This is a genomic window from Paraburkholderia sediminicola (assembly GCF_046027825.1).
GTDB lineage: Bacteria > Pseudomonadota > Gammaproteobacteria > Burkholderiales > Burkholderiaceae > Paraburkholderia > Paraburkholderia sediminicola_D.
The window spans coordinates 74,003-95,173 of the sequence record NZ_JAQQDU010000010.1; the positions used below are offsets into that span (position 1 = coordinate 74,003).

At 63.5% G+C, this 21,171-nt stretch carries 18 protein-coding genes; 12 read left to right on the forward strand and 6 right to left on the reverse strand.

Annotated elements, in window-relative coordinates; genetic code table 11:
* Nucleotides 1-351 precede the first annotated feature (351 nt).
* Complete coding sequence (gene mnmC / locus PQQ96_RS07830; protein ID WP_408290559.1) at nt 352-2,319, reverse strand: bifunctional tRNA (5-methylaminomethyl-2-thiouridine)(34)-methyltransferase MnmC2/FAD-dependent 5-carboxymethylaminomethyl-2-thiouridine(34) oxidoreductase MnmC1; 1,968 nt, start codon at nt 2,317-2,319, stop codon at nt 352-354.
* A gap of 414 nt (nt 2,320-2,733) precedes the next feature.
* On the opposite strand from mnmC, the gene PQQ96_RS07835 reads away from it, so the two are divergent.
* Nucleotides 2,734-3,012 carry an HU family DNA-binding protein gene (locus PQQ96_RS07835; RefSeq protein WP_006050811.1) on the forward strand — a complete coding sequence of 93 codons (279 nt, stop codon included), beginning with the start codon at nt 2,734-2,736 and terminating at the stop codon, nt 3,010-3,012.
* Nucleotides 3,013-3,130: 118 nt separating this feature from the next.
* Here PQQ96_RS07835 and PQQ96_RS07840 read toward each other — a convergent pair whose 3' ends face one another.
* Together PQQ96_RS07840 and PQQ96_RS07845 are read right to left on the reverse strand one after the other, a co-directional pair.
* Entirely contained in the window at nt 3,131-4,459 is a 1,329-nt protein-coding gene (locus PQQ96_RS07840) for a GTP-binding protein (RefSeq protein ID WP_408290561.1), read from the reverse strand.
* A gap of 147 nt (nt 4,460-4,606) precedes the next feature.
* The gene (locus PQQ96_RS07845; protein ID WP_408290563.1) at nt 4,607-5,056 is read right to left on the reverse strand and encodes a lytic transglycosylase domain-containing protein; all 450 of its coding nucleotides are present in this window, start codon (nt 5,054-5,056) and stop codon (nt 4,607-4,609) included.
* Between the two features lie 515 nt (nt 5,057-5,571).
* On the opposite strand from PQQ96_RS07845, the gene gspD reads away from it, so the two are divergent.
* Genes gspD through gspF form a run of 3 tightly spaced genes read left to right on the forward strand, consistent with a single transcriptional unit; the run spans nt 5,572 to nt 10,719 of the window.
* Nucleotides 5,572-7,932 carry a type II secretion system secretin GspD gene (gspD, locus tag PQQ96_RS07850; protein WP_408290564.1) on the forward strand — a complete coding sequence of 787 codons (2,361 nt, stop codon included), beginning with the start codon at nt 5,572-5,574 and terminating at the stop codon, nt 7,930-7,932.
* Nucleotides 7,929-9,497 (forward strand): type II secretion system ATPase GspE, encoded by a 1,569-nt coding sequence (gene gspE / locus PQQ96_RS07855; protein ID WP_408290566.1) that lies wholly within the window; start codon nt 7,929-7,931, stop codon nt 9,495-9,497. Before gspD ends, gspE begins: the two co-directional genes overlap by 4 nt.
* Before the next feature lie 4 nt (nt 9,498-9,501).
* The gene (gene gspF / locus PQQ96_RS07860; RefSeq protein ID WP_408290568.1) at nt 9,502-10,719 is read left to right on the forward strand and encodes a type II secretion system inner membrane protein GspF; all 1,218 of its coding nucleotides are present in this window, start codon (nt 9,502-9,504) and stop codon (nt 10,717-10,719) included.
* Nucleotides 10,720-10,867: 148 nt separating this feature from the next.
* Here gspF and PQQ96_RS07865 read toward each other — a convergent pair whose 3' ends face one another.
* A complete protein-coding gene (locus PQQ96_RS07865) occupies nt 10,868-11,281 on the reverse strand; it encodes a type II secretion system protein N (RefSeq protein ID WP_408290570.1) in 414 nt (137 codons plus the stop codon).
* A 226-nt stretch (nt 11,282-11,507) separates the two neighbouring features.
* On the opposite strand from PQQ96_RS07865, the gene gspG reads away from it, so the two are divergent.
* From gspG to PQQ96_RS07905, 8 genes are all read left to right on the forward strand, one after another.
* Nucleotides 11,508-11,972 carry a type II secretion system major pseudopilin GspG gene (gene gspG, locus PQQ96_RS07870; protein WP_408290572.1) on the forward strand — a complete coding sequence of 155 codons (465 nt, stop codon included), beginning with the start codon at nt 11,508-11,510 and terminating at the stop codon, nt 11,970-11,972.
* Nucleotides 11,973-12,108: 136 nt separating this feature from the next.
* Nucleotides 12,109-12,687 (forward strand): GspH/FimT family pseudopilin, encoded by a 579-nt coding sequence (locus PQQ96_RS07875; protein WP_408290573.1) that lies wholly within the window; start codon nt 12,109-12,111, stop codon nt 12,685-12,687.
* A 1-nt stretch (nt 12,688) separates the two neighbouring features.
* Nucleotides 12,689-13,105 (forward strand): type II secretion system minor pseudopilin GspI, encoded by a 417-nt coding sequence (gspI, locus tag PQQ96_RS07880; protein ID WP_408290575.1) that lies wholly within the window; start codon nt 12,689-12,691, stop codon nt 13,103-13,105.
* Nucleotides 13,083-13,760 carry a PulJ/GspJ family protein gene (locus tag PQQ96_RS07885; protein ID WP_408290577.1) on the forward strand — a complete coding sequence of 226 codons (678 nt, stop codon included), beginning with the start codon at nt 13,083-13,085 and terminating at the stop codon, nt 13,758-13,760. Before gspI ends, PQQ96_RS07885 begins: the two co-directional genes overlap by 23 nt.
* 1,198 nt (nt 13,761-14,958) lie before the next feature.
* Nucleotides 14,959-16,002: a type II secretion system minor pseudopilin GspK gene (gene gspK / locus PQQ96_RS07890; protein ID WP_408290649.1), complete on the forward strand. Its 1,044-nt coding sequence runs from the start codon at nt 14,959-14,961 to the stop codon at nt 16,000-16,002.
* Nucleotides 16,003-16,030: 28 nt separating this feature from the next.
* The gene (gspL, locus tag PQQ96_RS07895; protein WP_408290579.1) at nt 16,031-17,452 is read left to right on the forward strand and encodes a type II secretion system protein GspL; all 1,422 of its coding nucleotides are present in this window, start codon (nt 16,031-16,033) and stop codon (nt 17,450-17,452) included.
* Nucleotides 17,449-17,952: a type II secretion system protein M gene (locus tag PQQ96_RS07900; protein WP_408290581.1), complete on the forward strand. Its 504-nt coding sequence runs from the start codon at nt 17,449-17,451 to the stop codon at nt 17,950-17,952. The genes gspL and PQQ96_RS07900 overlap by 4 nt, the downstream gene beginning before the upstream one ends.
* Nucleotides 17,953-17,974: 22 nt before the next feature.
* Nucleotides 17,975-18,754 carry a type II secretion system protein N gene (locus PQQ96_RS07905; protein WP_408290583.1) on the forward strand — a complete coding sequence of 260 codons (780 nt, stop codon included), beginning with the start codon at nt 17,975-17,977 and terminating at the stop codon, nt 18,752-18,754.
* Between the two features lie 189 nt (nt 18,755-18,943).
* On the opposite strand, the gene PQQ96_RS07910 is transcribed toward PQQ96_RS07905, so the two are convergent.
* Entirely contained in the window at nt 18,944-20,512 is a 1,569-nt protein-coding gene (locus PQQ96_RS07910) for an efflux transporter outer membrane subunit (protein ID WP_408290585.1), read from the reverse strand.
* A 249-nt stretch (nt 20,513-20,761) separates the two neighbouring features.
* Complete coding sequence (locus PQQ96_RS07915) at nt 20,762-21,118, reverse strand: hypothetical protein (RefSeq protein ID WP_408290587.1); 357 nt, start codon at nt 21,116-21,118, stop codon at nt 20,762-20,764.
* Nucleotides 21,119-21,171: the final 53 nt, after the last annotated feature.

Consider the following 21,171-nt stretch of genomic DNA (forward strand, 5'->3'; position numbering starts at 1 on the left):
TCACCGGTTTTCGGCGCCTGGAATGCGACGATGGCGTTCGATCTCGGCACGGCCTTTCTGTTTACAGGTTTACTGTATGTATACGTAGTAACAGTTAACAAGGTGCCTCGTTTTCTGTGGATAACCCCGGTTTACCGAATCAATTCATGAAGTTGCAGCTCGCACAACAGGATGCACAGCGTGTGCGGCAGCGGCGGGTATACAAGGGTAACTTTTCGGGATTTTCGGCGGCGGCAAAGTTACCCCGTTTACGTCCACAACGGTTCCACATGTGTTGCGCCGGTAAACAGCGTGGTTATCCACACATTTCAGTGGATAACTTTTTTCGTCACCGATGTTCGGCGCGCGCGGTTAACGCGCCGTACCCTGGCGCAACGCCCGTAAGAGGAAGCGAGCAGGATCGATGTCTTCGGCCAACTCCCGTTCGAGTGGCCATGGCTCGCCTTCAATCTGCGAGGCGATCAACTCGGCGCCCAGCGCAGCCCAAACCAGACCGCGCGAGCCGTAAGCGAAGGCGCCGTACAAGCCGTCGACGCGCGGCAGGTCGAGCGGCCACGCGCCACGCAGGCGCTGGGCGTCGCGCGTCGACGCGGCTTCGTCGGCGAAGTTGCCGATCATCGGCATCCGGTCGCTCGTGACGCAGCGAAATGCGACGCGCCCGATGAGGGCCGCTGCCCGTGCCGGGTCGACGATGCCGTCGAAGGCCGGGAGCATCTGCGCGACCCGTTCGAGGTTTTCGAGATGGCCATCCGGTCGCAGCGAGGTGTCGGGGTCGTCGAGTTCGTAGGTCGCGCCGGTCAGCGTGGCGCCGTCGGCGAGCGGGACGGCATAGCCTTCCCCCATCACCGGCATCCCGAGCGGCGGGACAGCGCCCGGCGGCAGCAGCGTCAACTGGCCGCGGATGCTGCGAGTTGGCGCGTGCTGCAAACCGGCAATGCGTGCGGCGTCGTGTGCACTCGCGACGATGACCACCGGCGCGCGCGCGATGGCCTGCCCTGCTGCGTCGAACACGGTCCATTGATTGCCGGCGCGCTCGAGGCGCGCCACGTCCACGCCGAAGTGGCGTTCGAGCAATCCGCCCGCCGCTGCGCACTGCGCGGTGCAAAGCGACGACGGGTCGATCCAGCCGCCATGCGGAAAAAACCAGCCGCTTCGCGCGAGCGGCATACCGGCAAGCCGCTGTGCTTCGCTCAGCGATACGGGCGTTACATAGTCCGAGGGATAACCGAACGCCGCGATGGCCTCGCTCATCGAGCGGGCTTCCTCGTCGTCCGCGGCGATCTGCAACAGCCCAGGCGTACCGCGCACTGGATGGTGACCCAGCCGCTCGAGCGCTGCCCAGCGTCTCAGTGTGTAGAGGAAGCCCGCACGCGTGACGCGGGAAGCAACGCTGTCGTCGCGCGAGATCATGGGATGAAACACGCCGGCCGGATTACCCGAGGCGTCCTGTGCCACCGACGCGTGGCGCTCCAGCGACGTGACGCGCCAGCCCCGCGCAGCGAGGCGCTCGATGACCGCGCAGCCGGCGAGACCGGTACCGATCACGACGGCGTGCCGCTCGTCGACCTCGAGGGGTGCCGGCGGCTCATAGCGGCGCACGCGCCAGCGCGGCGCGAAGTGGCCGACGAGCATCGCGCGTTTCCAACCAAAGCCATCGACCTTGCGATATTCGAAGCCACATTGCGTCAACGCACGTTTGATCTCGCCGGCGCTGCTGTAGGTGGCGAACGTGGCGCCCTCGCCGGCCATCCGCGCGAGCGCCTTGAAGATCGCCGGAGTCCAGATCTCGGGGTTTTTGGCTGGCGCGAAGCCGTCCAGGTAGAACGCATCGGCGCGCAGCCTTAAGGCAGGCAAGGTTTCCACCGCGTCGCCGAACACGAGCGTCAGGACGATCCGCCCATCTTCGAATTCCAGCCGATGGGTGCCGGGGACGAGCATCGGCCATGCGTCGACGAGCGTTTGCGCGAGCGCGGCCACTGTCGGATCAGAAATCGTCGCGGCATAGGCGCGCTGCAAATCGGTTTGAGTAAAGGGATGCTTCTCGGTCGAGACGAAGTGCAAGCGCTCGCAGCGCGTTGGATCGGCACGCCAGGCGGCCCAGGTCGTCAGGAAGTTGATACCCATGCCGAAGCCGGTTTCGAGCACGGTGAAGACGCGTCGGCCCTGCCAGCGCTGCGGCAACGCATTACCGCGGAGGAAGACGTATTCAGCCTGTTCGAGAGCGCCGACAGCACTGTGATAGATGTCGTCGTAGTGCGGCGAAAAAAGTGAGCCGTTGTCGCGAAACGCGAGGACGGCGGGGATCAGCGGATCGGTCATGCGCGGCGGAAATGATGCTCGAAAGAGCGGATCAGACGTTACCGCCAGCGCGCGCAGCTCGCCGGGCGGCGAAAAAGACGCGCTGCAGCGTTGGCAAAAACCAACGCTAAGCCCCGTCCATACTGGGTTTCAGCCTTCGATTGAGGTCCGCGACGAGCAAAAAGAAGGGTTTCCCCTCGCTATCTGCCCCCGGAACCGCCTAAATCTTCGAAACCCTTGTCCTGATTGGGTTTGCGCTGCGCTATCATAGCAAGCGCCGCGAAGGGAGCGGCAGCACGGCCGACGGGCAGTCAATCGCCCGGCGCTATATCCGGAGGGGATCCGGAGCCGCAGCTGCTCGACGGCGCGGCCCGCGCACGTATAATCGGCGCGTTCGCGCTGTTCGTGTCAACCTAAACTCAGAAAGGAACCTTAATGAACAAACAGGAACTGATCGACGCCGTCGCAGGACAGACGGGCGCCAGCAAGGCTCAAACCGGTGAGACGCTGGACACGTTGCTTGAAGTGATCAAGAAATCTGTGTCGAAGGGTGACGCGGTCCAATTGATCGGCTTCGGCAGCTTCGGTTCGGGCAAGCGCGCAGCACGTACGGGTCGTAACCCCAAGACCGGCGAAACTATCAAGATCCCGGCAGCCAAGACCGTCAAGTTCACGGCTGGCAAGGCGTTCAAGGACGCTGTCAACAAGCGCTAAGCAGATTACTGCCTGGCAGTTGACACCCGCCAACGGCGGGTTTTTTTTCGTCTGCGATTTTTGCTTTAGCCGCGACGGGCGTCGCGGCTAAAGCATCACTACCAGGTAGAAGGGCCGGTTAGTCGTGGCGATGCACGATTTCGCCATGGCCGTCGTGGTCGTGATCGTGACCATCGTGATCATGGTCATGTTCGTCTTCGTCGAAGTCCCATGCTGGGAACGGATCGGTGAATTGCTGCCACGCTTGCGGTCCCGCCGCGTATTCCTCATCGGTCACAAGGCACGCGTCGAACTTCGCTTGCCAGACAGCCGGGTCGACACCGACCCCGATCATCACCAGTTCCTGGCGACGATCGCCGATGCTCAGATCGTCCGGATCGCCGTACCAGTCGGCGGCAATTTCGGCGGCCAACTCGTCATCGCCGTCCGGCCATTCGCTACGATCCTGAGCGGCCCACCACATCCCCGCCGGACCATGCCGGCAAGCTCCCCCCGCCTGTGACAGCGAACCGGCGATGTCGTTACGCGTGGCGAGCCAGAAGAAGCCCTTGCTGCGCAAGACACCCTTCCACTCCTGATGCAGCAGCGCCCACAGGCGCTCTGGGTGAAACGGCCGCCGCGCGCGGTAAATGAAATTACCGATGCCGAATTCGTCCGCTTCACCGTGATGGGCATGGCCGTGCTCATGGTCATGTTCGTGCTCATTCTCGTGATCAAGCGATGCGAGCCAGCCCGGTGCGCTCGAGGCCGCGTCGAAATCGAAACGCCCGGTATTCAGCACCTCGGCAAGCGGCACGTCACCGAACCGGCTCACCACCTGCACGGCACGCGGATTGATGCGGGCGAGGATGCGCTGCAAACGCGTGAGTTCATCGGCGCTCACCAGATCGGCCTTGTTCACCACCAGCACGTCGCAGAATTCAATCTGCTCGATCAGCAACTCGACCAGCGTCCGATCATCCTCCTCGGTCGCCGCGATGCCCCGCTCGGAGAGCGCGTCGGCTGAACCGTAGTCGCGCAGGAAGTTGAACGCATCGACCACCGTCACCATCGTATCGAGCTGGGCGACGTCGGACAGCGACACGCCGTCGTCGTCGACGAAGGTGAAGGTTTCGGCAATCGGCATCGGCTCGGCCACCCCGGTCGACTCGATCAGGATCGCATCGAAGCGCTTTTCACCCGCAAGCCGCTTGATCTCGACCAGCAAGTCGTCGCGCAACGTGCAGCAGATGCAGCCATTCGACAGTTCGACGAGCTGCTCTTCGACATGCGAGAGCGCGGCGGCATCGCGCACGAGGGTCGCATCGATATTGACGGCGGCCAGATCGTTGACGATCACGGCGACGCGCAAACCGGCGCGATTCGCGAGGATGTGGTTCAGGAGCGTGGTCTTGCCAGCGCCCAGAAAACCGGAGAGCACGGTGACGGGCAATAGCGGCTGGTTCATCGCAGTACGGAAAGACAAGAGGATTGGAAGGCGTGCCGGGCTTGGGGTCGCATGACTCCGGGGCCAGAAGATGGCCGAACCCCGACGGCAGCACGAAGCCGCATTGTGCATCAAACAGGGAATGGCCGCGTGGCGGGCAGGATCCGCTCAGCGGGCAGCCGCCGGCATCAGATGCCACTGGCGCAGGATCGTGGCGATCTGCTGTGCGTATTTATCGCGCAGCGCCGGCGTCTCGGAGTGATACGCGCCGACCGCCTGCCAGGTATTGCCGTACTTGTTCATCTGGCGGCGCAGATGCCATGCCGCGATGTAGACGTTCTTGCAAGGCTCCATCAGCGTGCCTTGCGAGATGCCGTACTGGGCGAGTATCGGCAGATGAACCGAGTTGATCTGCATGACGCCGTAGTCGGTCGAGCCGTTGGCGTTCTTATGCAACGCATCCGGTCGATTATGTGACTCTTGCCACGCAATTGCGCGCAGAATCAGGGGGTTGACCTTCTGATATCTCGCAGCCTCGTCAAAGCAATCGGCGCGCGCGGACCCTGCTGCAATCAGCACGGCAAGTCCTGCGGCGACGGTGACGAAGGTTCGTTTCATCAGTCAAGACGACTAAGCAAATCGCAAGGGTAAGGTTTGGTAAGGCAATGCGTCGGCCATACTTCAGCCTCTGGAAGCCGGTAGGGCTCGCTGGCTGGGCTTTTGTCGGGCATCGGGGAAAACCCGCGTCCGCAACCCCCTTCCAGCACCTCGAACGGCTCGTATCATACCGGCAGACCTACACGCGTCAAGTTGGCTAACCGACATAATCCGGCGGAAAACCAAGCGCTTCTGCGGCCCGGCGCACAGAAGCTGTTTGCTTTCAATTGCTTGACAGTTTGTGATGGTCTTTAGAGTAATCGCACCGGGCCGTTTGTTTTGTGACAAATCCGACATGAAAAGCTGTTACTGTTCATTTTTTTCGGACATTGGATGTCCGGCATCCGGGCCGTTGATCGCCTGTGAGGCCGGCTGGCAGGCCGACAGGGCGGCGGTTTGCTCAAATGTTCGCACTGCATGACCGTCGACGGCTAGAGCCGTCGGCATCGATACCCTATTCCATGAGAAGAAATCGTATGGCATTGCGTCGCGTCGCAACGGCGCTGCTGGTGGCTGGATTGATCACCGCGCAGACAGCACAGGCACAGGTGACACTCAACTTCGTGAACGCCGACATTGACCAGGTGGCCAAGGCGATCGGCGCGGCAACCGGCAAGACGATCATTGTCGACCCGCGCGTGAAGGGTCAATTGAACCTTGTGTCAGAGAATGCGGTGCCTGAAGATCAGGCGCTCAAGACCTTGCAATCCGCTTTGCGGATGCAGGGTTTCGCGCTGTTGCAGGACCACGGCGTGCTGAAGGTCGTGCCCGAGGCCGATGCCAAGCTGCAAGGCGTGCCGACCTACGTCGGCAATACGCCTGTTGCGCGTGGCGATCAGGTGGTCACGCAGGTATTCGTGCTGAAGAACGAGTCAGCCAATAACCTGCTGCCGGTCTTGCGTCCGCTGATCTCGCCGAACAATACCGTGGCGGCCTACCCGGCCAACAACACCATTGTCGTGACCGATTACGCCGACAACGTGCGGCGCATCGCGCAGATCATCGCAGGGGTCGATACGGCTGCGGGCCAGTCGGTGTCGGTGGTGCCGCTGAAGAACGCGAACGCGATCGATATCGCCACGCAACTGACCAAGATGCTCGACCCGGGCGCGATCGGCAGTACCGACGCGACGCTGAAGGTGTCGATCACCGCGGATCCGCGCACCAACTCGCTGCTGATCCGGGCGTCGAACGCCGGGCGGCTCGCGGCGGCGAAGCAACTGGCAAAGGAACTCGACGCGCCGACCGCCATGCCCGGCAACATGCACGTGGTGGCGCTGCGCAACGCGGACGCGACGAAGCTCGCGAAGACCTTGCGCGGGATGCTCGGCAAAGGCGGCGACACCGGCTCATCGGGCGGCTCGAACGATGCGAATTCGTTCAACCAGAACAGCGGTAGCGGGGGTGGGTTCGGCAGCAATTCGACGGGTGCGTCGGGTACGCCGCCGCTGCCGTCGGGCGGACTCGGAAGCAGCTCGACGGCGTCGCCGATGGGCGGCGGATCGGGCTCGAACGGCAGTTCCGGCGACCTGCTCGGCAGCGACAAGAACAAGGGCGACGACAATCAGGCCGGCGGCATGATTCAGGCGGACGCCGCGACCAACTCGCTGATCATCACGGCGTCCGACCCGGTGTACCGCAATCTGCGGGCGGTCATCGACCAACTCGACGCGCGGCGCGCGCAGGTCTATATCGAGGCGCTGATCGTCGAGTTGAATTCGACCACGAATGCCAATCTCGGCATTCAGTGGCAGATCGCGAATGGTTCGACCTTTGCCGGCACTAATCTGACGACCGGCAACAGCAACAGCATTATCAATCTGACCGCGGCGGCGGCGGTGACGGCGACGAACCCTGCGGGTCTGGCGGGAGCGCTCACGGGTCTCCAGCAGGGGCTCAACGTTGGCTGGGTGCACAACATTTTCGGCGTGCAGGGACTCGGCGCGCTGCTGCAGGCGCTGTCGCAGACCGCCGACGCGAACGTGCTGTCAACGCCTAACCTCATCACGCTCGACAACGAGGAAGCCAAGATCGTTGTCGGTACGAACGTGCCGATCCAGACGGGTTCGTATTCGAACCTCACGAGCGCCACCGCGACCTCGGCGTTCAATACCTACGACCGCGTCGATGTCGGTCTGACGCTGCACATCAAGCCGCAGATCACCGACGGTGGGATTCTCAAGCTGCAGCTCTACACGGAAGACTCGGCGATCGTGAACGGCACGACCAACGCGACGACCAACCCGGCCGGTCCGGAATTCACCAAGCGTTCGATCCAGTCGACGGTGCTCGCCGATAACGGCGAGATCATCGTGCTGGGTGGCCTGATGCAGGACAACTATCAGGTCAGCAACAGCAAGGTGCCGCTGCTGGGCGATATTCCGTGGCTCGGCCAGTTGTTCCGCTCCGAACAGAAGACCCGTCAGAAGACCAACCTGATGGTGTTCCTGCGCCCCGTGATCATCACCGATCGCGATACGGCACAAGCCGTGACGTCGAACCGTTACGACTACGTCCAGGGTGTGACGGGCGCGTACAAGTCGGATAACAACCTGATCAAGGACAAGGACGATCCGGTGGTTCCGCCGATGCCGCTCGGCCCGAGCCAGGGTGGCTCGCCGGCGATGAACCTGTTCAATCTTGATCAGATGCGTCGTCAGCAGATGGCACCGCCTCCAGGTTCTGCCCCGGCGCCGGTCACGAACGGCGGTGCTGTGCAGACGAATCCGGTCATGAATGGCGCTCCCGCGCAGTCGAATCCGGTGATGAATGGCGGTGCTGTACAGACGAACCCGGTACCGGCGCCGTCCACGGCGTCGCCCGGAGTGCAGCCGTGAGTACGCCGTCCACGCCGCCGTCAGGTTCCGCGTCGTCGGTAGCGGCGCGAGCCGGTGCGTCGACGCAAGCCTCGGCGATTCCGCCTGCAGTCGTGACGGAACATGCCGAACGCATTGCGCCGTCGGCGGTTGCCGCGCGCCTCGTGCCCTACGGCTTCGCCCGCAGCGGTCAGATTCTGGTCGCGCATCAGCATGCCGACAGCCTGGAAGTCTGGATCAGCGAACGCACCAGTGATGCGGCGCTTGCCGAGGTTGCGCGCAATTTCGGCGCGTTGTCCGTTGTGCGTCTGCCCGCCGATGAACTCGCTCAGGCGATCAACCAGGCGTACGCGCGCCAGGACGGCAGCGCGGCGCAGGTGGTCGGTGAAGTGGAAGGCGAAGTCGATCTGTCGCGTTTGATGCAGGATATTCCCGAGGTCGAGGATCTGCTCGAGTCGGAAGACGACGCGCCGATCATCCGCATGATTAACGCCCTGCTTACGCAAGCAGCGCGTGAGCAGGCCTCGGATATTCACATCGAGCCGTTCGAGACTTCTTCCGTGGTGCGTTTCCGCGTCGACGGTACGCTGCGCGATGTCGTGCGGCCGAAAAAAGCACTGCACGGTGCGCTGATCTCGCGGATCAAGATCATGGCGCAACTCGACATTGCCGAGAAGCGCCTGCCGCAGGATGGCCGTATCACGCTGCGCGTCGGCGGACGTCCGGTCGATGTGCGCGTCTCGACGCTGCCTACCGGTCACGGTGAACGGGCCGTGCTGCGTCTCCTGGAAAAGGACGCCTCGCGCCTGAATCTCGAAGCGCTCGGCATGGCGCCCGACACGCTCGTCAAGTTCGACAAGCTGATTGGCAAACCGCACGGCATCGTGCTGGTGACCGGCCCGACCGGCTCGGGTAAGACGACCACGCTGTATGCGTCGATGTCGCGGCTCGAAACCGCGACGACCAACATCATGACGGTCGAAGACCCGATCGAATACGACCTGTCCGGCATCGGCCAGACGCAGGTCAACGAACGGATCGGCATGACCTTCGCGCGGGCGCTGCGCTCGATTCTGCGGCAGGACCCGGACGTCATCATGATTGGTGAAATCCGCGACCTGGAAACCGCGCAGATTGCAGTGCAGGCATCGCTGACGGGTCACCTTGTGCTGGCGACATTGCACACGAACGACGCGGCATCCGCCGTCACGCGTTTGACCGACATGGGCGTCGAGCCGTATCTGCTGGCGTCGTCGTTGCTTGGCGTGCTGGCGCAGCGGCTGGTGCGGCGCTTGTGCCCGGTGTGCCGCGAAGAACGCGTTGAAGAGGACGGCAGCGTGCGCTGGCACCCGGTCGGTTGCGACAAGTGCGGTCACTCCGGTTACGCAGGCCGACGCGGCGTGTACGAACTGCTGCTGATCGACGATGAAATCCGCACGCTGGTTCACCGCAACGCATCCGATGCGGAAATTCTCGCTTCGGGCCGCGCGCAAGGCATGCGCACGCTGCGCGAAGATTCGGACCGCTGGCTCGCATCCGGGCTGACGTCGCTCGAAGAAGTGATCCGCGTGACGGGCGGAGCATAAGGTCATGCCGGCATTTCGTTTCGAAGCGATCGATGCGGCGGGCAAGGCGCAAAAAGGCGTGCTCGACGCGGACAGTGCGCGCGGTGCGCGGACCAATCTGCGTTCGCAAGGACTGACGCCCCTCGTCGTCGAACCGGCTGCGACGCGCACACGTGGCGAGCGCAATCAGCGCTTGTCGATGGGACGCCGTTTGTCGCAGCGCGAGCAGGCGATTCTCACGCGGCAACTGGCCAGCCTGCTGATCGCCGGCTTGCCGCTCGACGAAGCGCTCGCGGTGCTCACCGAGCAATCGGAGCGCGACTACATCCGCGAGCTGATGGCGTCGATTCGCGCCGAAGTGCTCGGCGGCCATTCGCTCGCGAATGCGCTGACGCAGCATCCTAAAGACTTCCCCGAGATCTATCGTGCGCTGGTGGCCGCCGGTGAACATACCGGCAAGCTCGGTCTCGTGCTCTCGCGTCTGGCCGACTACATCGAGCAACGCAACGCGCTCAAGCAGAAGATCGTGCTCGCGTTCACGTATCCGGCGATCGTGACGCTGATCGCCTTCGGCATCGTCACGTTTCTGTTGAGCTACGTGGTGCCGCAAGTGGTGAACGTGTTCGCCAGCACCAAACAGCAATTGCCGGTTCTCACCATCATGATGATGGCGCTGTCTGGTTTCGTGCGGCACTGGTGGTGGGCGATGCTGATCGGCGTGATCGTGCTGGTGTACCTGGTGCGCTCAGTCCTGAAGCAGCCCGGCCCGCGGCTTGCCTTCGACCGGTGGCTGTTGACCGCCCCGCTGCTCGGCAAACTCGTGCGTGGCTACAACACGGTGCGCTTTGCCAGCACGCTAGGCATTCTGACGGCAGCCGGCGTGCCCATTCTGCGCGCGCTGCAAGCTGCCGCCGAGACGCTCAGCAACAACGCGATGCGCGAGAACATCGACGATGCGATCGTGCGGGTGCGCGAAGGCACGTCCTTATCGCGCGCGCTCGGCAATACCAAGACGTTTCCGCCGGTGCTGGTTCACCTGATCCGCTCGGGTGAAGCGACCGGTGACGTGACGACCATGCTCGACCGCGCGGCCGACGGCGAAGCGAGCGAGCTGGAGCGTCGCACGATGTTTCTGACGAGCCTGCTCGAGCCGTTGCTGATTCTGGCGATGGGGGGTGTGGTGCTGGTGATCGTGCTGGCGGTGATGCTGCCGATCATCGAGTTGAACAACCTGGTGCAGTAAAGCGGAGAGGTTTTTCGATTGCGTGGCTGCAGCGCATGAGGTGGCAACTACGGTGGCCAATGCAGTGGCAACCCTGGTGGCCACCGCATATAGCAAGCAGCCGCGGTTGCCGCTGCGCAATCAGCTGAACCCGGGCAGAACGCCTGGGTCAGCGAACGTAAATAGTGGGACCTGCAGGATTGGCCGGTAGGAACACTTCGGAATGCGCACCGTTGCGGTCGATGATGATCGAGCGGGGGCGGATTTCGGAGAGTTTGGCGCCTTGCATGAGCGCGCTGCCGAGCGACACCGCATGCGGTGGTTCGCCACCGACGCTGACGATGGCCGCGGCGCCTTGCTGCAAAGCGAGGACGCCGAACAGATGCACGTCCTGGTTAACGCTGCGGGTGAGCTGACCGCCGAACAGTGTGGCGGCCTGTTCGGTCGAGACCTGCGCATGCGCGGCGGCAGCGGGCAACGGTGCACCCGACGTCGTGGAGATCGTGATGACCCAGTAGGTCAGCGTCGCGCAGAACACGGCGAACAGCGCGAGCGACAGAAGGCGGATTTGGATAGCGTTCATGCGCATATTGTACGGACTATTGTGAAAATTGCGTTGAGGGAAAGTGCCTTAACCTGGTGCTTCGCACCAGCCCCCTAGGGAAAACTTGGGGCGGCCCGGCGTTTTCTCGCAACCCTTCAACACCATGACATTAAAATGACCGGCCGGGCGTGTTCAATAGCACCCCAATTGCGGATACACGAATCCCGCCCGATCGAAAATTTCACCTGAAAAGAGGTAGCAAGCTATGCAACTGTCGACCACTCGCCGTACTGACATCGCGGGTCAGCGCAGCCGTCGTCAACGCGGTTTCACGCTGATTGAAATCATGGTCGTGATCGCGATTCTCGGCATTCTGGCCGCGTTGATCGTGCCGAAAATCATGAGTCGTCCGGACGAAGCGCGGCGCGTGGCCGCCAAGCAGGATATCGGCACCGTGATGCAGGCGCTGAAACTCTACCGTCTCGACAACGGCCGTTATCCGACTCAGGAGCAAGGCCTGCGCGCGCTGATCGAAAAGCCGACCACCGACCCGGTGCCGAACAACTGGAAGGACGGCGGCTATCTCGAACGTCTGCCGAACGATCCGTGGGGCAATACCTACCAGTATCTGAACCCGGGCGTGCATGGTGAGATCGACGTGTTCAGCTATGGCGCGGATGGTAAGCCGGGCGGCGAAGGCAATGACGCCGACATAGGCTCGTGGCAGTAGTCCGGTAGTTCAGTCGTTCATTAAGCGCTGTTGATTGTCACGCGCGCCGGATTGCCCTGCCCTTTGGTGATCCACCGCGCGTCTTATCGACGTATTGTTTTTTTTGATCTTTAGTTGATCGTTTGTGGCCGGCACTATGCGACTGTCCGCTTGCAAGTCCTGTGTGGACACGCCGTGTACGGCATCGCTGCCGGGCACGGCGTGCGCTGACGCGCGCGCGCGCGGCTCGCGTGGCGCACGTGGTTTCAGCGCAGGCGGCCTGAAGCGTGCGGCGGGTTTCACGCTGCTGGAAATGATGGTGGTGCTGGTGATCGCGGGCATTCTCGTATCGCTGACCGCGCTGACGATGACGCGCAACCCGCGCACCGATCTGAACGAAGAAGCGCAGCGTCTTGCGCTGCTGTTCGAATCGGCCGGCGACGAAGCTCAGGTGCGTGCACGGCCGATCGCGTGGCAGCCGCTCGATGGCGGCTTCCGCTTCGATCTGCGAACCGAAGACGGCTGGCGTCCGCTGCGTGACGACCTGCTCGGGCCGCGCAATTGGGAAGGTGGTGTGACCGGCGTGACGATCAATTACCCGGGGTCGGATTCGCACCCGAGCCGTGTCGTGTTCGGCACGGAAGCGATCGACGTGCCCGTGCAGATCACCCTGTTTTCGGCTGCGGGGAGCGCGACGATCGTCGGCACCGGCAATGGCCGCTATGAGGTGCACTGAGATGCGTCGTTGCAGGGGAATGGGCGCGCGCGAATCGCGGTGTGATTCGCAGCGTGGTTTTACGATGATCGAAGTCCTGGTGGCGCTGGCGATCATCGCGATTGCGTTGGCGGCATCGATGCGCGCGGTGGGGAGTCTGGCGAGCGGCGAGGCGGATTTGCATCGTCGACTGCTGGCGGGATGGAGCGCGGACAATACGCTGGCGCAATTGCATCTGACGCACGGCTGGCCAAACGTCGGCTCGACGAGTTTTGACTGCTCGCAGGGCAATTTGCAGCTGGTCTGTACCGAACAGGTGACGGCGACGCCGAATCCGGTGTTTCGCCGCGTGGAAGTGATGGTGACGATGCCTGGGCGTTCCGGCAATCTTGCCCAGATGGTGACGGTGGTGGCGAATGAAAACAACCGTTCGCTCTAAGCGCCGCGGCCGGATGGGCGCGCGTGGTTTCACGCTGATCGAGTTGCTGGTTGCGATTGCGATCATGGCGGTGATTGCCGTGTTGTCGTGGCGCGGGTTGGACCAGATCATTCGTGGCCGGGAGACGATCACGAACGCGATGGAAGACGAGCGCGTTTTTGCGCAGTTGTTCGACCAGATGCGGATCGATGCGCGGCAGGCCGCGTCGGATGACGAGTCCGGGCAGGCGGCGATATCGGTTTCAGGCAGCGTGTTGCAGATCGTGCGGGAGATGGTGTTACCGGGGGAGGCACCGCGTTTGCAGGTGGTGAGGTACCGCGTATCTGAGGGACGCGTGATTCGGTATGCGTCGCCGCCGTTGGGTAATGTGGGCGATCTGCGGCGCGCGCTGCGCGGTGGCGAGGGTGATGGCTGGACGGCGGTGCCTTTGATGGGAGGCGTCGGGGCTATCTCGGCTCGTCTTTATGTGCCGAAGGTTGGCTGGACTACGCAGATGAAGGATGTGCAGAGTGCTATTACGGAGAACGACAATAATTTGAAGGTGCCCCAGTTGGGGAATGCGCCGCTGCCGCGGTCGGTGACTGGGCTGGAAGTGAGTGTTGGGGCTAAGTCGTTGGCGCGGCCTGTTGTGCGGGTTTTTCTCGTCGGAGAGTGAAATGAAGTATTTTCTTTTGTCTCCGCGACGCTCTAGGTCTTTGGTGTTGTTGTTGTCTTCGCGACGCTCTATGTTTGGGTGCGGGCGGCCGTGTCTTTGTTTCGGTTCTTTGCCTGCTCGGCGCTTTTGTCTGTGTGCCTGCGGCGTTGGCCTTTCCTTGGTTTCTTATCGGTCTATTAGCGTCGCCCCTGTGCGGGGCGGGCACCTACTTTTCTTTGCCGCCGCAAAGAAAAGTAGGCAAAAGAAAGCGGCTCCAACCGCTAATGCTAAGTGGGCCCCCTGGCTTGGAGGGGGCAGTGGTGCATCTGGAATCCGTGCCCTCGCACACTCCGCGTCAGTGACAAAGCAGTCATCAGTTCCGGCGGCGCTGCGCGCGCCGAGCGGCACATCACAGAAAACACTTGGTGGTTCTGACGGCTGCGCACCGGCCAGAGCTCTTGAACCCTACGCCTCAGCGGGTAGCGCCTTTGGTGTATCTCATGCCTTTGCTCAGGTGAGCACCGCCTTGAGTGCCACTGGCCTCCGCGCCCCGGCGGGCGCCGCCTTTGCACGCGCAGACGCCCAGCTGCTTTCATCGGCGCCGGCGCTCTCATCATTCGGCCGTCCCGACGCGACGGGCCTTTCGGTCGTACCCACCAGTCCGCACGCACAGGCATCTGCAGAAAATTTGGTTGGGCGCATCGCCGAGGCGAAGCCGATGGCCCCCACCCACCTAAAACGAAGCGAATGGTGTTCAAAGCAGACCCTTCCGGCGAGCGCGCAGCGCGAGGCGGGAAGTATGACTGCCTTGTCACTCCGGGTTGGGGGTGTGGGGCCACAGATTCCAGATGCACCACCTCCAAGCCAGGGGACCCGCTTAAGAATTAGCGGTTGGAGCCGCTTTCTTTTGCCTACTTTTCTTTGCGGCAGGCAAAGAAAAGTAGGTGCCCCCCCGCACAGGGGGAAAGCTAATAAACCGATAAGAAATCAAGGAAAGGCCAACGCCGCAGGCGTACAGGCAGGAAAGCCGCTGCAGGCAGATCAAGGAAAGGCCAACGCCGCAGGCACACAGGCAGGAAAGCTGTCGCAGGCAAATCAAGGAAAGGCCAACGCCGCAGGCGCACAGCCAGGAAAGCGGCCGCAGGCAAATCAAGGAAAGGCCAACACCGCACGCACACAGCCAAGAAAGCCGCCGCAGGCAAAACAACAGGGAGTAGCAATAATCAGCGCCCTACTAGTAGTCGCGCTATCAGCGATATTAGTATCGGGCATGCTCTGGCGCCAGCAAGTCCAAATCCGAAGGATAGAAAACCAACGTCTCCTCTCCCAGGCGCAATGGGTCGCCCGAGGCGCGCTGGACTGGACGCGCCTGATCCTCCGCTCGGAGGGCGACACCTCAGCAGGCATCACCTACTTAGGCGGCGTATGGGGCGTCCCCATTGCTAAAACACGTCTGTCAGATTTCCTCGGGCAAATAGGCGAAGTTCGAGCCGAGCAAGGCCAGGAAACCTATCTCTCCGGCTCGATCGAAGACGCCCAGGCCAAATTCAACCTCCGTAATCTGGTCTCGAGCCCGGCGCCCGGCGTCATGCAACTCAACGCCGAGCAGATCGACGCCTACCAGCGCCTGCTGGTATCCCTCGGCGTGAACAGCGCACTGGCAAAAACCACCGCCGTGCAGGTACGCGCGAGTCTTGCTCAATCGGCAACGCGTTTTCAGACGGTCACCTCCGCCGCCGGGACAACGGCGACCCCGATCGCCCCAGGCGGTGGCGCCACCGGCGGCAGCTTCACCGATAAACCCGGTATTGAAGACGGCGACGACAACGCGGCGGTCGCGCCGCTGCAAATGACCAGCGTCGATGCGCTGCTCGATATCCCCGGCTATACGCCGGAAATGGTCGCGCGCTTGCGGCCGTTCGTCACCGTGCTGCCCACGGTATCGGCGGTCAACATGAATACGGCCTCCGCCGAAGTGGTCGCGGCGATCGTGCCAGGAATGAGTCTGTCCGCCGCGCAAGCCTTCGTCGCGCGCCGGCAGACGGTATTTTTCCGTAACGTCAGCGACGTGCAACTCGCCTTGGTCGGTTCCGGCGTACCGTCGGCCGCAATCGATCCGAATGAAATGGACGTCAACACGAACTACTTTCTGATCCACGGCCGCGTGCAGCACGAACGCGCGGTAGTGGACCGCACGACCCTCGTCTATCGCGACGCATTGACTCACACTACGCGTATCGTGCGGATACAAGATCAATTATGAATAACGCCTTTCCCAGAGAGAGTGGCCTTTGAGCACGCTGATCGTCCTATTGCCGCCGCGTGATCCGGCGGTGCCATCGCAGGAATGGCAACTTCCGGAGTTGCCGTTCGTGCTGCTCGACAAGTCGGGCCGCACCCAACGCGCGGGCCGCTCGACGCTCGCGCTGCTGCCGCGCGCTTCGTCGACGGTGCTGATGGTCGCCGCCCGCGACCTGCTGATGATGCCCGCCAAGCTGCCACCATTGCGCGGCCCGCGGCTACGTCAGGCATTGCCGAATATCGTCGAGGATCAACTGATCCAGGACCCGCAAACCTGTCACATCGCCGTCGACCCGCAACCGGTCGCAGGCGGCCGGCAGTTGCTCGCGATCATCGACCGCGGCTGGTTCCGCTTCATCTGCGAAGGCTTTGCCGCCGCCGGCCACCGCAGCGTGCGCGCCGTGCCGGTCACGCGCTGCCTGCCGCAAGCCGTCGCGCTCGATACACCCGCCGAAGTCGCGGAAATGGTCAACGCGGGCGAGCCGGTCGTAGCGGGCTCGGCTAGCGTGGCGACGTCGCTGCCGGGCGTGGCGCCGGTCATCGCTCCGGGCGTCGCGTCGGCCGTGCCGATGGTGGCGGCCGTGCTCGGCGCTGTCGTCCAGACCGCGCCCGCGTTCCTGCTTGAAGGCGCGGTCGAAAGCGTGGTGGTGAACGGTGCGCCACGCGTCGAACTGGCGATCGCGCGCGGCGTGCAAGGCGAGGGGCTGGCGGTGCCGGCTAGCGCAGTGAACGCAACGCTCAGCGCGCTTGCCGGCGCCGCGCCGGTCTCGCTGTACATGCTGACGGAGGTGCCCGGCAACGAGCCGAGTCTCGCAGCAACGAGCCCGGCGAAGCTCGCCGCCTATGTGCACGGGGCCAGCCCGTTGCCGTTCGAACAACTCGCGCGCCGTGCGCTGACGTGCCGCTTCGACCTGTGTCAGTTCGAGTTCGCCTCGCAGCCGTGGCGGCTCGACCGCGCGACACTGCGGCGTCTGCGCCTGCCGGTCATGCTGGCGGTCGGCGCGCTGGTGATCGCGATTATCGGCTCGAACGTGCAGTGGCTGATGCTCTCGCGTCAGCGCGACGCGATCAACACGCAGATGACCGAGTTGCTCCTCAACACCTTCCCCAAGACGACGGTCGTGCTCGATGCGCCCGATCAGATGTCGCGTCAGCTGCAGCAGTTGCGGGTGGCGGCGGGTGAACTGTCGCCGGACGATTTTCTGTCGCTCGCCGATGGCTTGGCGCGTTCGTTGGCGCCGGTGCCGGTCAACGGCATCGCCGCGCTCGACTATCACGACCGGCGGCTCGATGTGACCTTCAAGCCCGAAGTGAAACTCGATGCCGATTTCACCAAGCGCCTTGCGCGCAACGGCCTGACCGGCGCGATCGATAGCAACACCGGCAAGTGGACCATCAGGAACGGACAATGAAAGCTGAACTTGCCCAAAGCTGGGCTGGATTCTGGGACCAGCGCACCGAGCGCGAAAAAACGCTGCTGGCGTGGGGCGGCGGAGTGCTGGCCGTCGTGATCGCGTGGTCGGTGCTGTGGGCGCCGGCGCAGGATGGCCGCGCGCATCTGCGTGAATCGCTGCCCAGCTTGCAGCGCCAACTGGCGCAGATGACCGCGCAGTCGAATGAAGCGCGCCAGCTCTCCGCGGCGGCTCAAGGTGTCGCGCCGACCGGCGCGGCGTTAAAGGACGCCCTCACCGCCTCGCTCAGCGATCACGGCCTTGCCGCGACCCAGGTGCAGGTGATCGGCAACGCGGTGCAGATCCAGATGAAGAATGCGTCGTTCCCCGCATGGACGAGCTGGGTTGACGACGCGCGCAAGCAGTTCAAGGTGCAGGTCGCCGAGGCGCACGTAACCGCGCTCAAGGAAGACGGCCAGGTGGATCTGACGGCTTCGATGCAGCCGTCTACCGCGAAATGACCGCGCCGCTACAGGATCTCGCATGACTTACTGGATGCGGCGCCTGCGCGTCGCGCTACCCTGGCTGGTGGTCGCGGTGCTGGCGAGTGCGGCTGTGCTGCTCACGCTGTTGCCGGCAGCCTGGATCACGCCGCAGTTCGCCAAACAGACCCGTGGTCACGTCAATCTCGTCGATCCGGCCGGCTCGCTGTGGCACGGCTCGGCTACGCTGATGCTCGCCGCCGGTTCCGACATGAGCGCGGCGACCCTGCTGCCGGGGCGGATCGAATGGCGTACCGCGTTCTGGCCGCTCTTCACCGGCCGTGTGCGGATGATCATGCGGCACAGCGAAGCGATGCCCGACCCGATCACCGTCGACGCGACCCTGCGCAGCGCCACCGTCACGCCGGGAGCGATGGCGGTGCCGGCTTCGCTGCTGAGCGGCCTGGGCGCGCCGTTCAATACGCTCGATCTGCAAGGCGACGTGCGCCTCGCATGGTCCGATTGGCGCAGCTTCAATCAGGAAGCGTTCGGCCAGCTGACTGTGACCCTCAACGATGTCAGTTCGCGCGTCTCGCTGGTCAAGCCGCTCGGTTCCTATCGGCTGGTGTTCCAGGCGCAGGGTGCGTCGTCCACGCTGGATCTGACGACCCTCAAGGGGCCGCTGATGCTGACCGGCAACGGTAGCGTGTCGCCAGCCTCGACATCGTTTCATGGGACGGCCAGCGCCGCTCCGGAAGCGCGTGACAACCTCGCGGGACTCCTGAACCTGTTGGGCCGGCCAAGCGGACCGGATACGGTCGCGCTGACTTTCGTACACTGAAGTTCGTGCATTAAGGTGAGGGTTTGAAGCGCGAGTCACGCGGTTGAGGTGATCGGAGGCCGTTCGCGCGATGCGCCCACCGCGTGAATCAATACCATTGGGTGAATAAAAAAGAGGCATGGCCGCGTTGCGCGGGCATGCCTCTTTTGCTTTTGCTTTTGCTTGGCTTTGCCTTGGCGAATCGCCCGCCTAGTTGCTCTGCGCCGGTTGCGGCGTGGCCCCGCTTTGCGCGACAGGCGTCGCCGACGCTGCCGGCAGCGGCGCGGGCGCCGCCACATCGCCCGTTTCGCGGTTCATTTGCGACACATCCCAGCCGCCGCCGAGCGCCTTCACCAGGCCCACCGACGACACCATCCGCTGCCCTGCGAGGCTCTCCAGCTTTTGTTCGGCCTGGAAGGCCGTGGTCTGCGCGGTCAGCACGTTGACGTAGCCAACCGTACCCGCCTTGTACTCGTTGGTGACGATGTCGACCGCCTGACGCGCTGAATCCACCGCTTGCCGCTGCACGACGATTTCCTGTTCGAGAATGCGCTGCGAGGCAAGATTGTCCTCGACGTCCTGGAACGCGGCCAGAATCGTTTGACGGTAGACAGCCACCTCCTGATCGTAGGCCGCGCGAGCGGCTTCGGTCTTGGCCTGCCGCAAGCCGGCGTCGAAGATCGTACCGGCGAGCTGCGGGCCGAGCGTCCAGAAGCGCGACGGTAAGGTCAGCAGTTGCGAGAACACCGAACTCTCGAAGCCGCCGGTGGCTGACAGCGTGAGCGACGGGAAGAACGCCGCGATCGCGACGCCGATCTGTTCGTTCGCTGCGGCCGCCTTGCGCTCGGCCGACGCGATATCCGGACGCCGCTCGAGCAGCGCCGACGGCATCTGCTCGGGCACGGCAGGCGGCGTGGCGGTCAGCGGCATCGGCGGAATCGAGAAGGTTGAGGCCGGTTCGCCGACGAGCACGGCGATCGCGTGCTCGTCCTGCGCGCGCTGCACACCGTTGTCGATTGCGGCCGCTTGCGCCGATTGCAACTGCGTTTGCGCCTGAATCACGTCCGAGCGTGCGGCGACGCCTGCCGCGTACTGATTCTGCGTGAGCTGCAGCGATTTCTGATAGGCCACGACGGTGTCGTCGAGCAGCTTCTGGGTGGAGTCGAGCGCGCGCAGCGAGAAATAGGTTTGCGCGAGCGTGCCTTGGGCGGACAGCCGCGCATTCGCCAGATCGGCGGCGGCGCCCTGCTGGCCGGCTTTCTGCGAATTCACCGAGCGGGTGACCGAACCCCACAGGTCCGGCTCCCAGCTTGCGTCGAGTTGCACGTTGTAGCTGTTGCTGATGCCGGAGCGGCTCGAGGTGGTCGTCGTGCTGCTACTGGACGACGAACCATAGCCGGAACGCGTACCGCCTGCCGATGCACCGACGGTCGGGAAATACGCCGCGCGGGCCTCGCTAACCAGCGCTCGTGCCTGCCGGTAGGCGGCGGCGTATTGGGCGATAGTCTGGTTCGATGCGTTCAGCTTGTCTTCGAGCGCGTTGAGTTGTGGGTCTTCGTAAATGGTCCACCAGTCGCCGCGGTCATGCTGATCGGCGGGCTGGGCGACTTTCCAGCCGGGGGCGGCTTCCTTATAGGACGCGGGGATCTCGGCCGCGGGCCGTTTGTAGTCGGGGCCGACCACGCAACCGGCCAGCAGGGTGGCGAGGGCCGCAGCGACTGCGATAGTCAGGGCGCGGGGCGCAAGCGTCCGCGCGCGCGCGATTCGTTCAAACTGCATGCAATGGATTCCTTCAGGACGCCGCAATGCGGCCAATGGCGGCACTGCTGGCCGGGCGAGATCATGGCTCTGCCGGAATGTTAGCGTATGGGCCCGCTTGGGCGCGGGAAACTGAAAGGGTAATGCGGGGGACGGCGGAGGTGTGTTACTGAAGGGGGCGGGATGGTTACGTGCTATTACCAGCTTCGTTGCCTTGGGCGACGCAAAAACGCCGCGAAGGCAACGAACGCTGGCGCGGCGAGAAGAGAATTAAACCCGCGAATCCGAGGACGTAGTCTGCCGGGCCAGCTTGCCGGCTGCAGCGCGGCACGGCGCACCTGAGCGTGCCTGACACGCGCTTGCCGGGCTTGCGTCAGCGGCAATAGCGGCGCTGCTTGCCGCAATGGCGGGCCCCGCCAATTTCGCTGAGGCAGCCTTAGCCCCCTTCTGCCCTCGCCGATGCTCCGCCCATGCCAACACCGCGACCCCCACCGATCCACCCGGCAGCACGAACAGCACAGCGAACAACGCCAGTTTCCACCAGCGGTGCGGCCCTTGAAAGCTGCTCAGCGCGGAATCGGTCAGGGAGCGGCTCAAGCCGCCAAGGGTGTTTTTGAGGTACAGCATCGGGGAAATCCTTTTCGCACGGCGCCATTGCGGCGTGCAGACAATCGGGTCAG

Excerpts from the sequence above, each read along its gene's own strand:
- gspD (WP_408290564.1), top strand. The coding sequence starts at position 5,572 with ATGGCATTGCGTCGCGTCGCAACGGCGCTGCTGGTGGCTGGATTGATC.
- mnmC (WP_408290559.1), bottom strand. The coding sequence starts at position 2,319 with ATGACCGATCCGCTGATCCCCGCCGTCCTCGCGTTTCGCGACAACGGC.
- PQQ96_RS07845 (WP_408290563.1), bottom strand. The coding sequence starts at position 5,056 with ATGAAACGAACCTTCGTCACCGTCGCCGCAGGACTTGCCGTGCTGATT.
- PQQ96_RS07865 (WP_408290570.1), bottom strand. The coding sequence starts at position 11,281 with ATGAACGCTATCCAAATCCGCCTTCTGTCGCTCGCGCTGTTCGCCGTG.
- PQQ96_RS07835 (WP_006050811.1), top strand. The coding sequence starts at position 2,734 with ATGAACAAACAGGAACTGATCGACGCCGTCGCAGGACAGACGGGCGCC.
- PQQ96_RS07875 (WP_408290573.1), top strand. The coding sequence starts at position 12,109 with ATGCGACTGTCCGCTTGCAAGTCCTGTGTGGACACGCCGTGTACGGCA.
- PQQ96_RS07905 (WP_408290583.1), top strand. The coding sequence starts at position 17,975 with ATGACTTACTGGATGCGGCGCCTGCGCGTCGCGCTACCCTGGCTGGTG.
- gspI (WP_408290575.1), top strand. The coding sequence starts at position 12,689 with ATGCGTCGTTGCAGGGGAATGGGCGCGCGCGAATCGCGGTGTGATTCG.
- gspF (WP_408290568.1), top strand. The coding sequence starts at position 9,502 with ATGCCGGCATTTCGTTTCGAAGCGATCGATGCGGCGGGCAAGGCGCAA.
- PQQ96_RS07915 (WP_408290587.1), bottom strand. The coding sequence starts at position 21,118 with ATGCTGTACCTCAAAAACACCCTTGGCGGCTTGAGCCGCTCCCTGACC.
- PQQ96_RS07885 (WP_408290577.1), top strand. The coding sequence starts at position 13,083 with ATGAAAACAACCGTTCGCTCTAAGCGCCGCGGCCGGATGGGCGCGCGT.
- PQQ96_RS07840 (WP_408290561.1), bottom strand. The coding sequence starts at position 4,459 with ATGAACCAGCCGCTATTGCCCGTCACCGTGCTCTCCGGTTTTCTGGGC.
- PQQ96_RS07900 (WP_408290581.1), top strand. The coding sequence starts at position 17,449 with ATGAAAGCTGAACTTGCCCAAAGCTGGGCTGGATTCTGGGACCAGCGC.
- PQQ96_RS07910 (WP_408290585.1), bottom strand. The coding sequence starts at position 20,512 with ATGCAGTTTGAACGAATCGCGCGCGCGCGGACGCTTGCGCCCCGCGCC.
- gspG (WP_408290572.1), top strand. The coding sequence starts at position 11,508 with ATGCAACTGTCGACCACTCGCCGTACTGACATCGCGGGTCAGCGCAGC.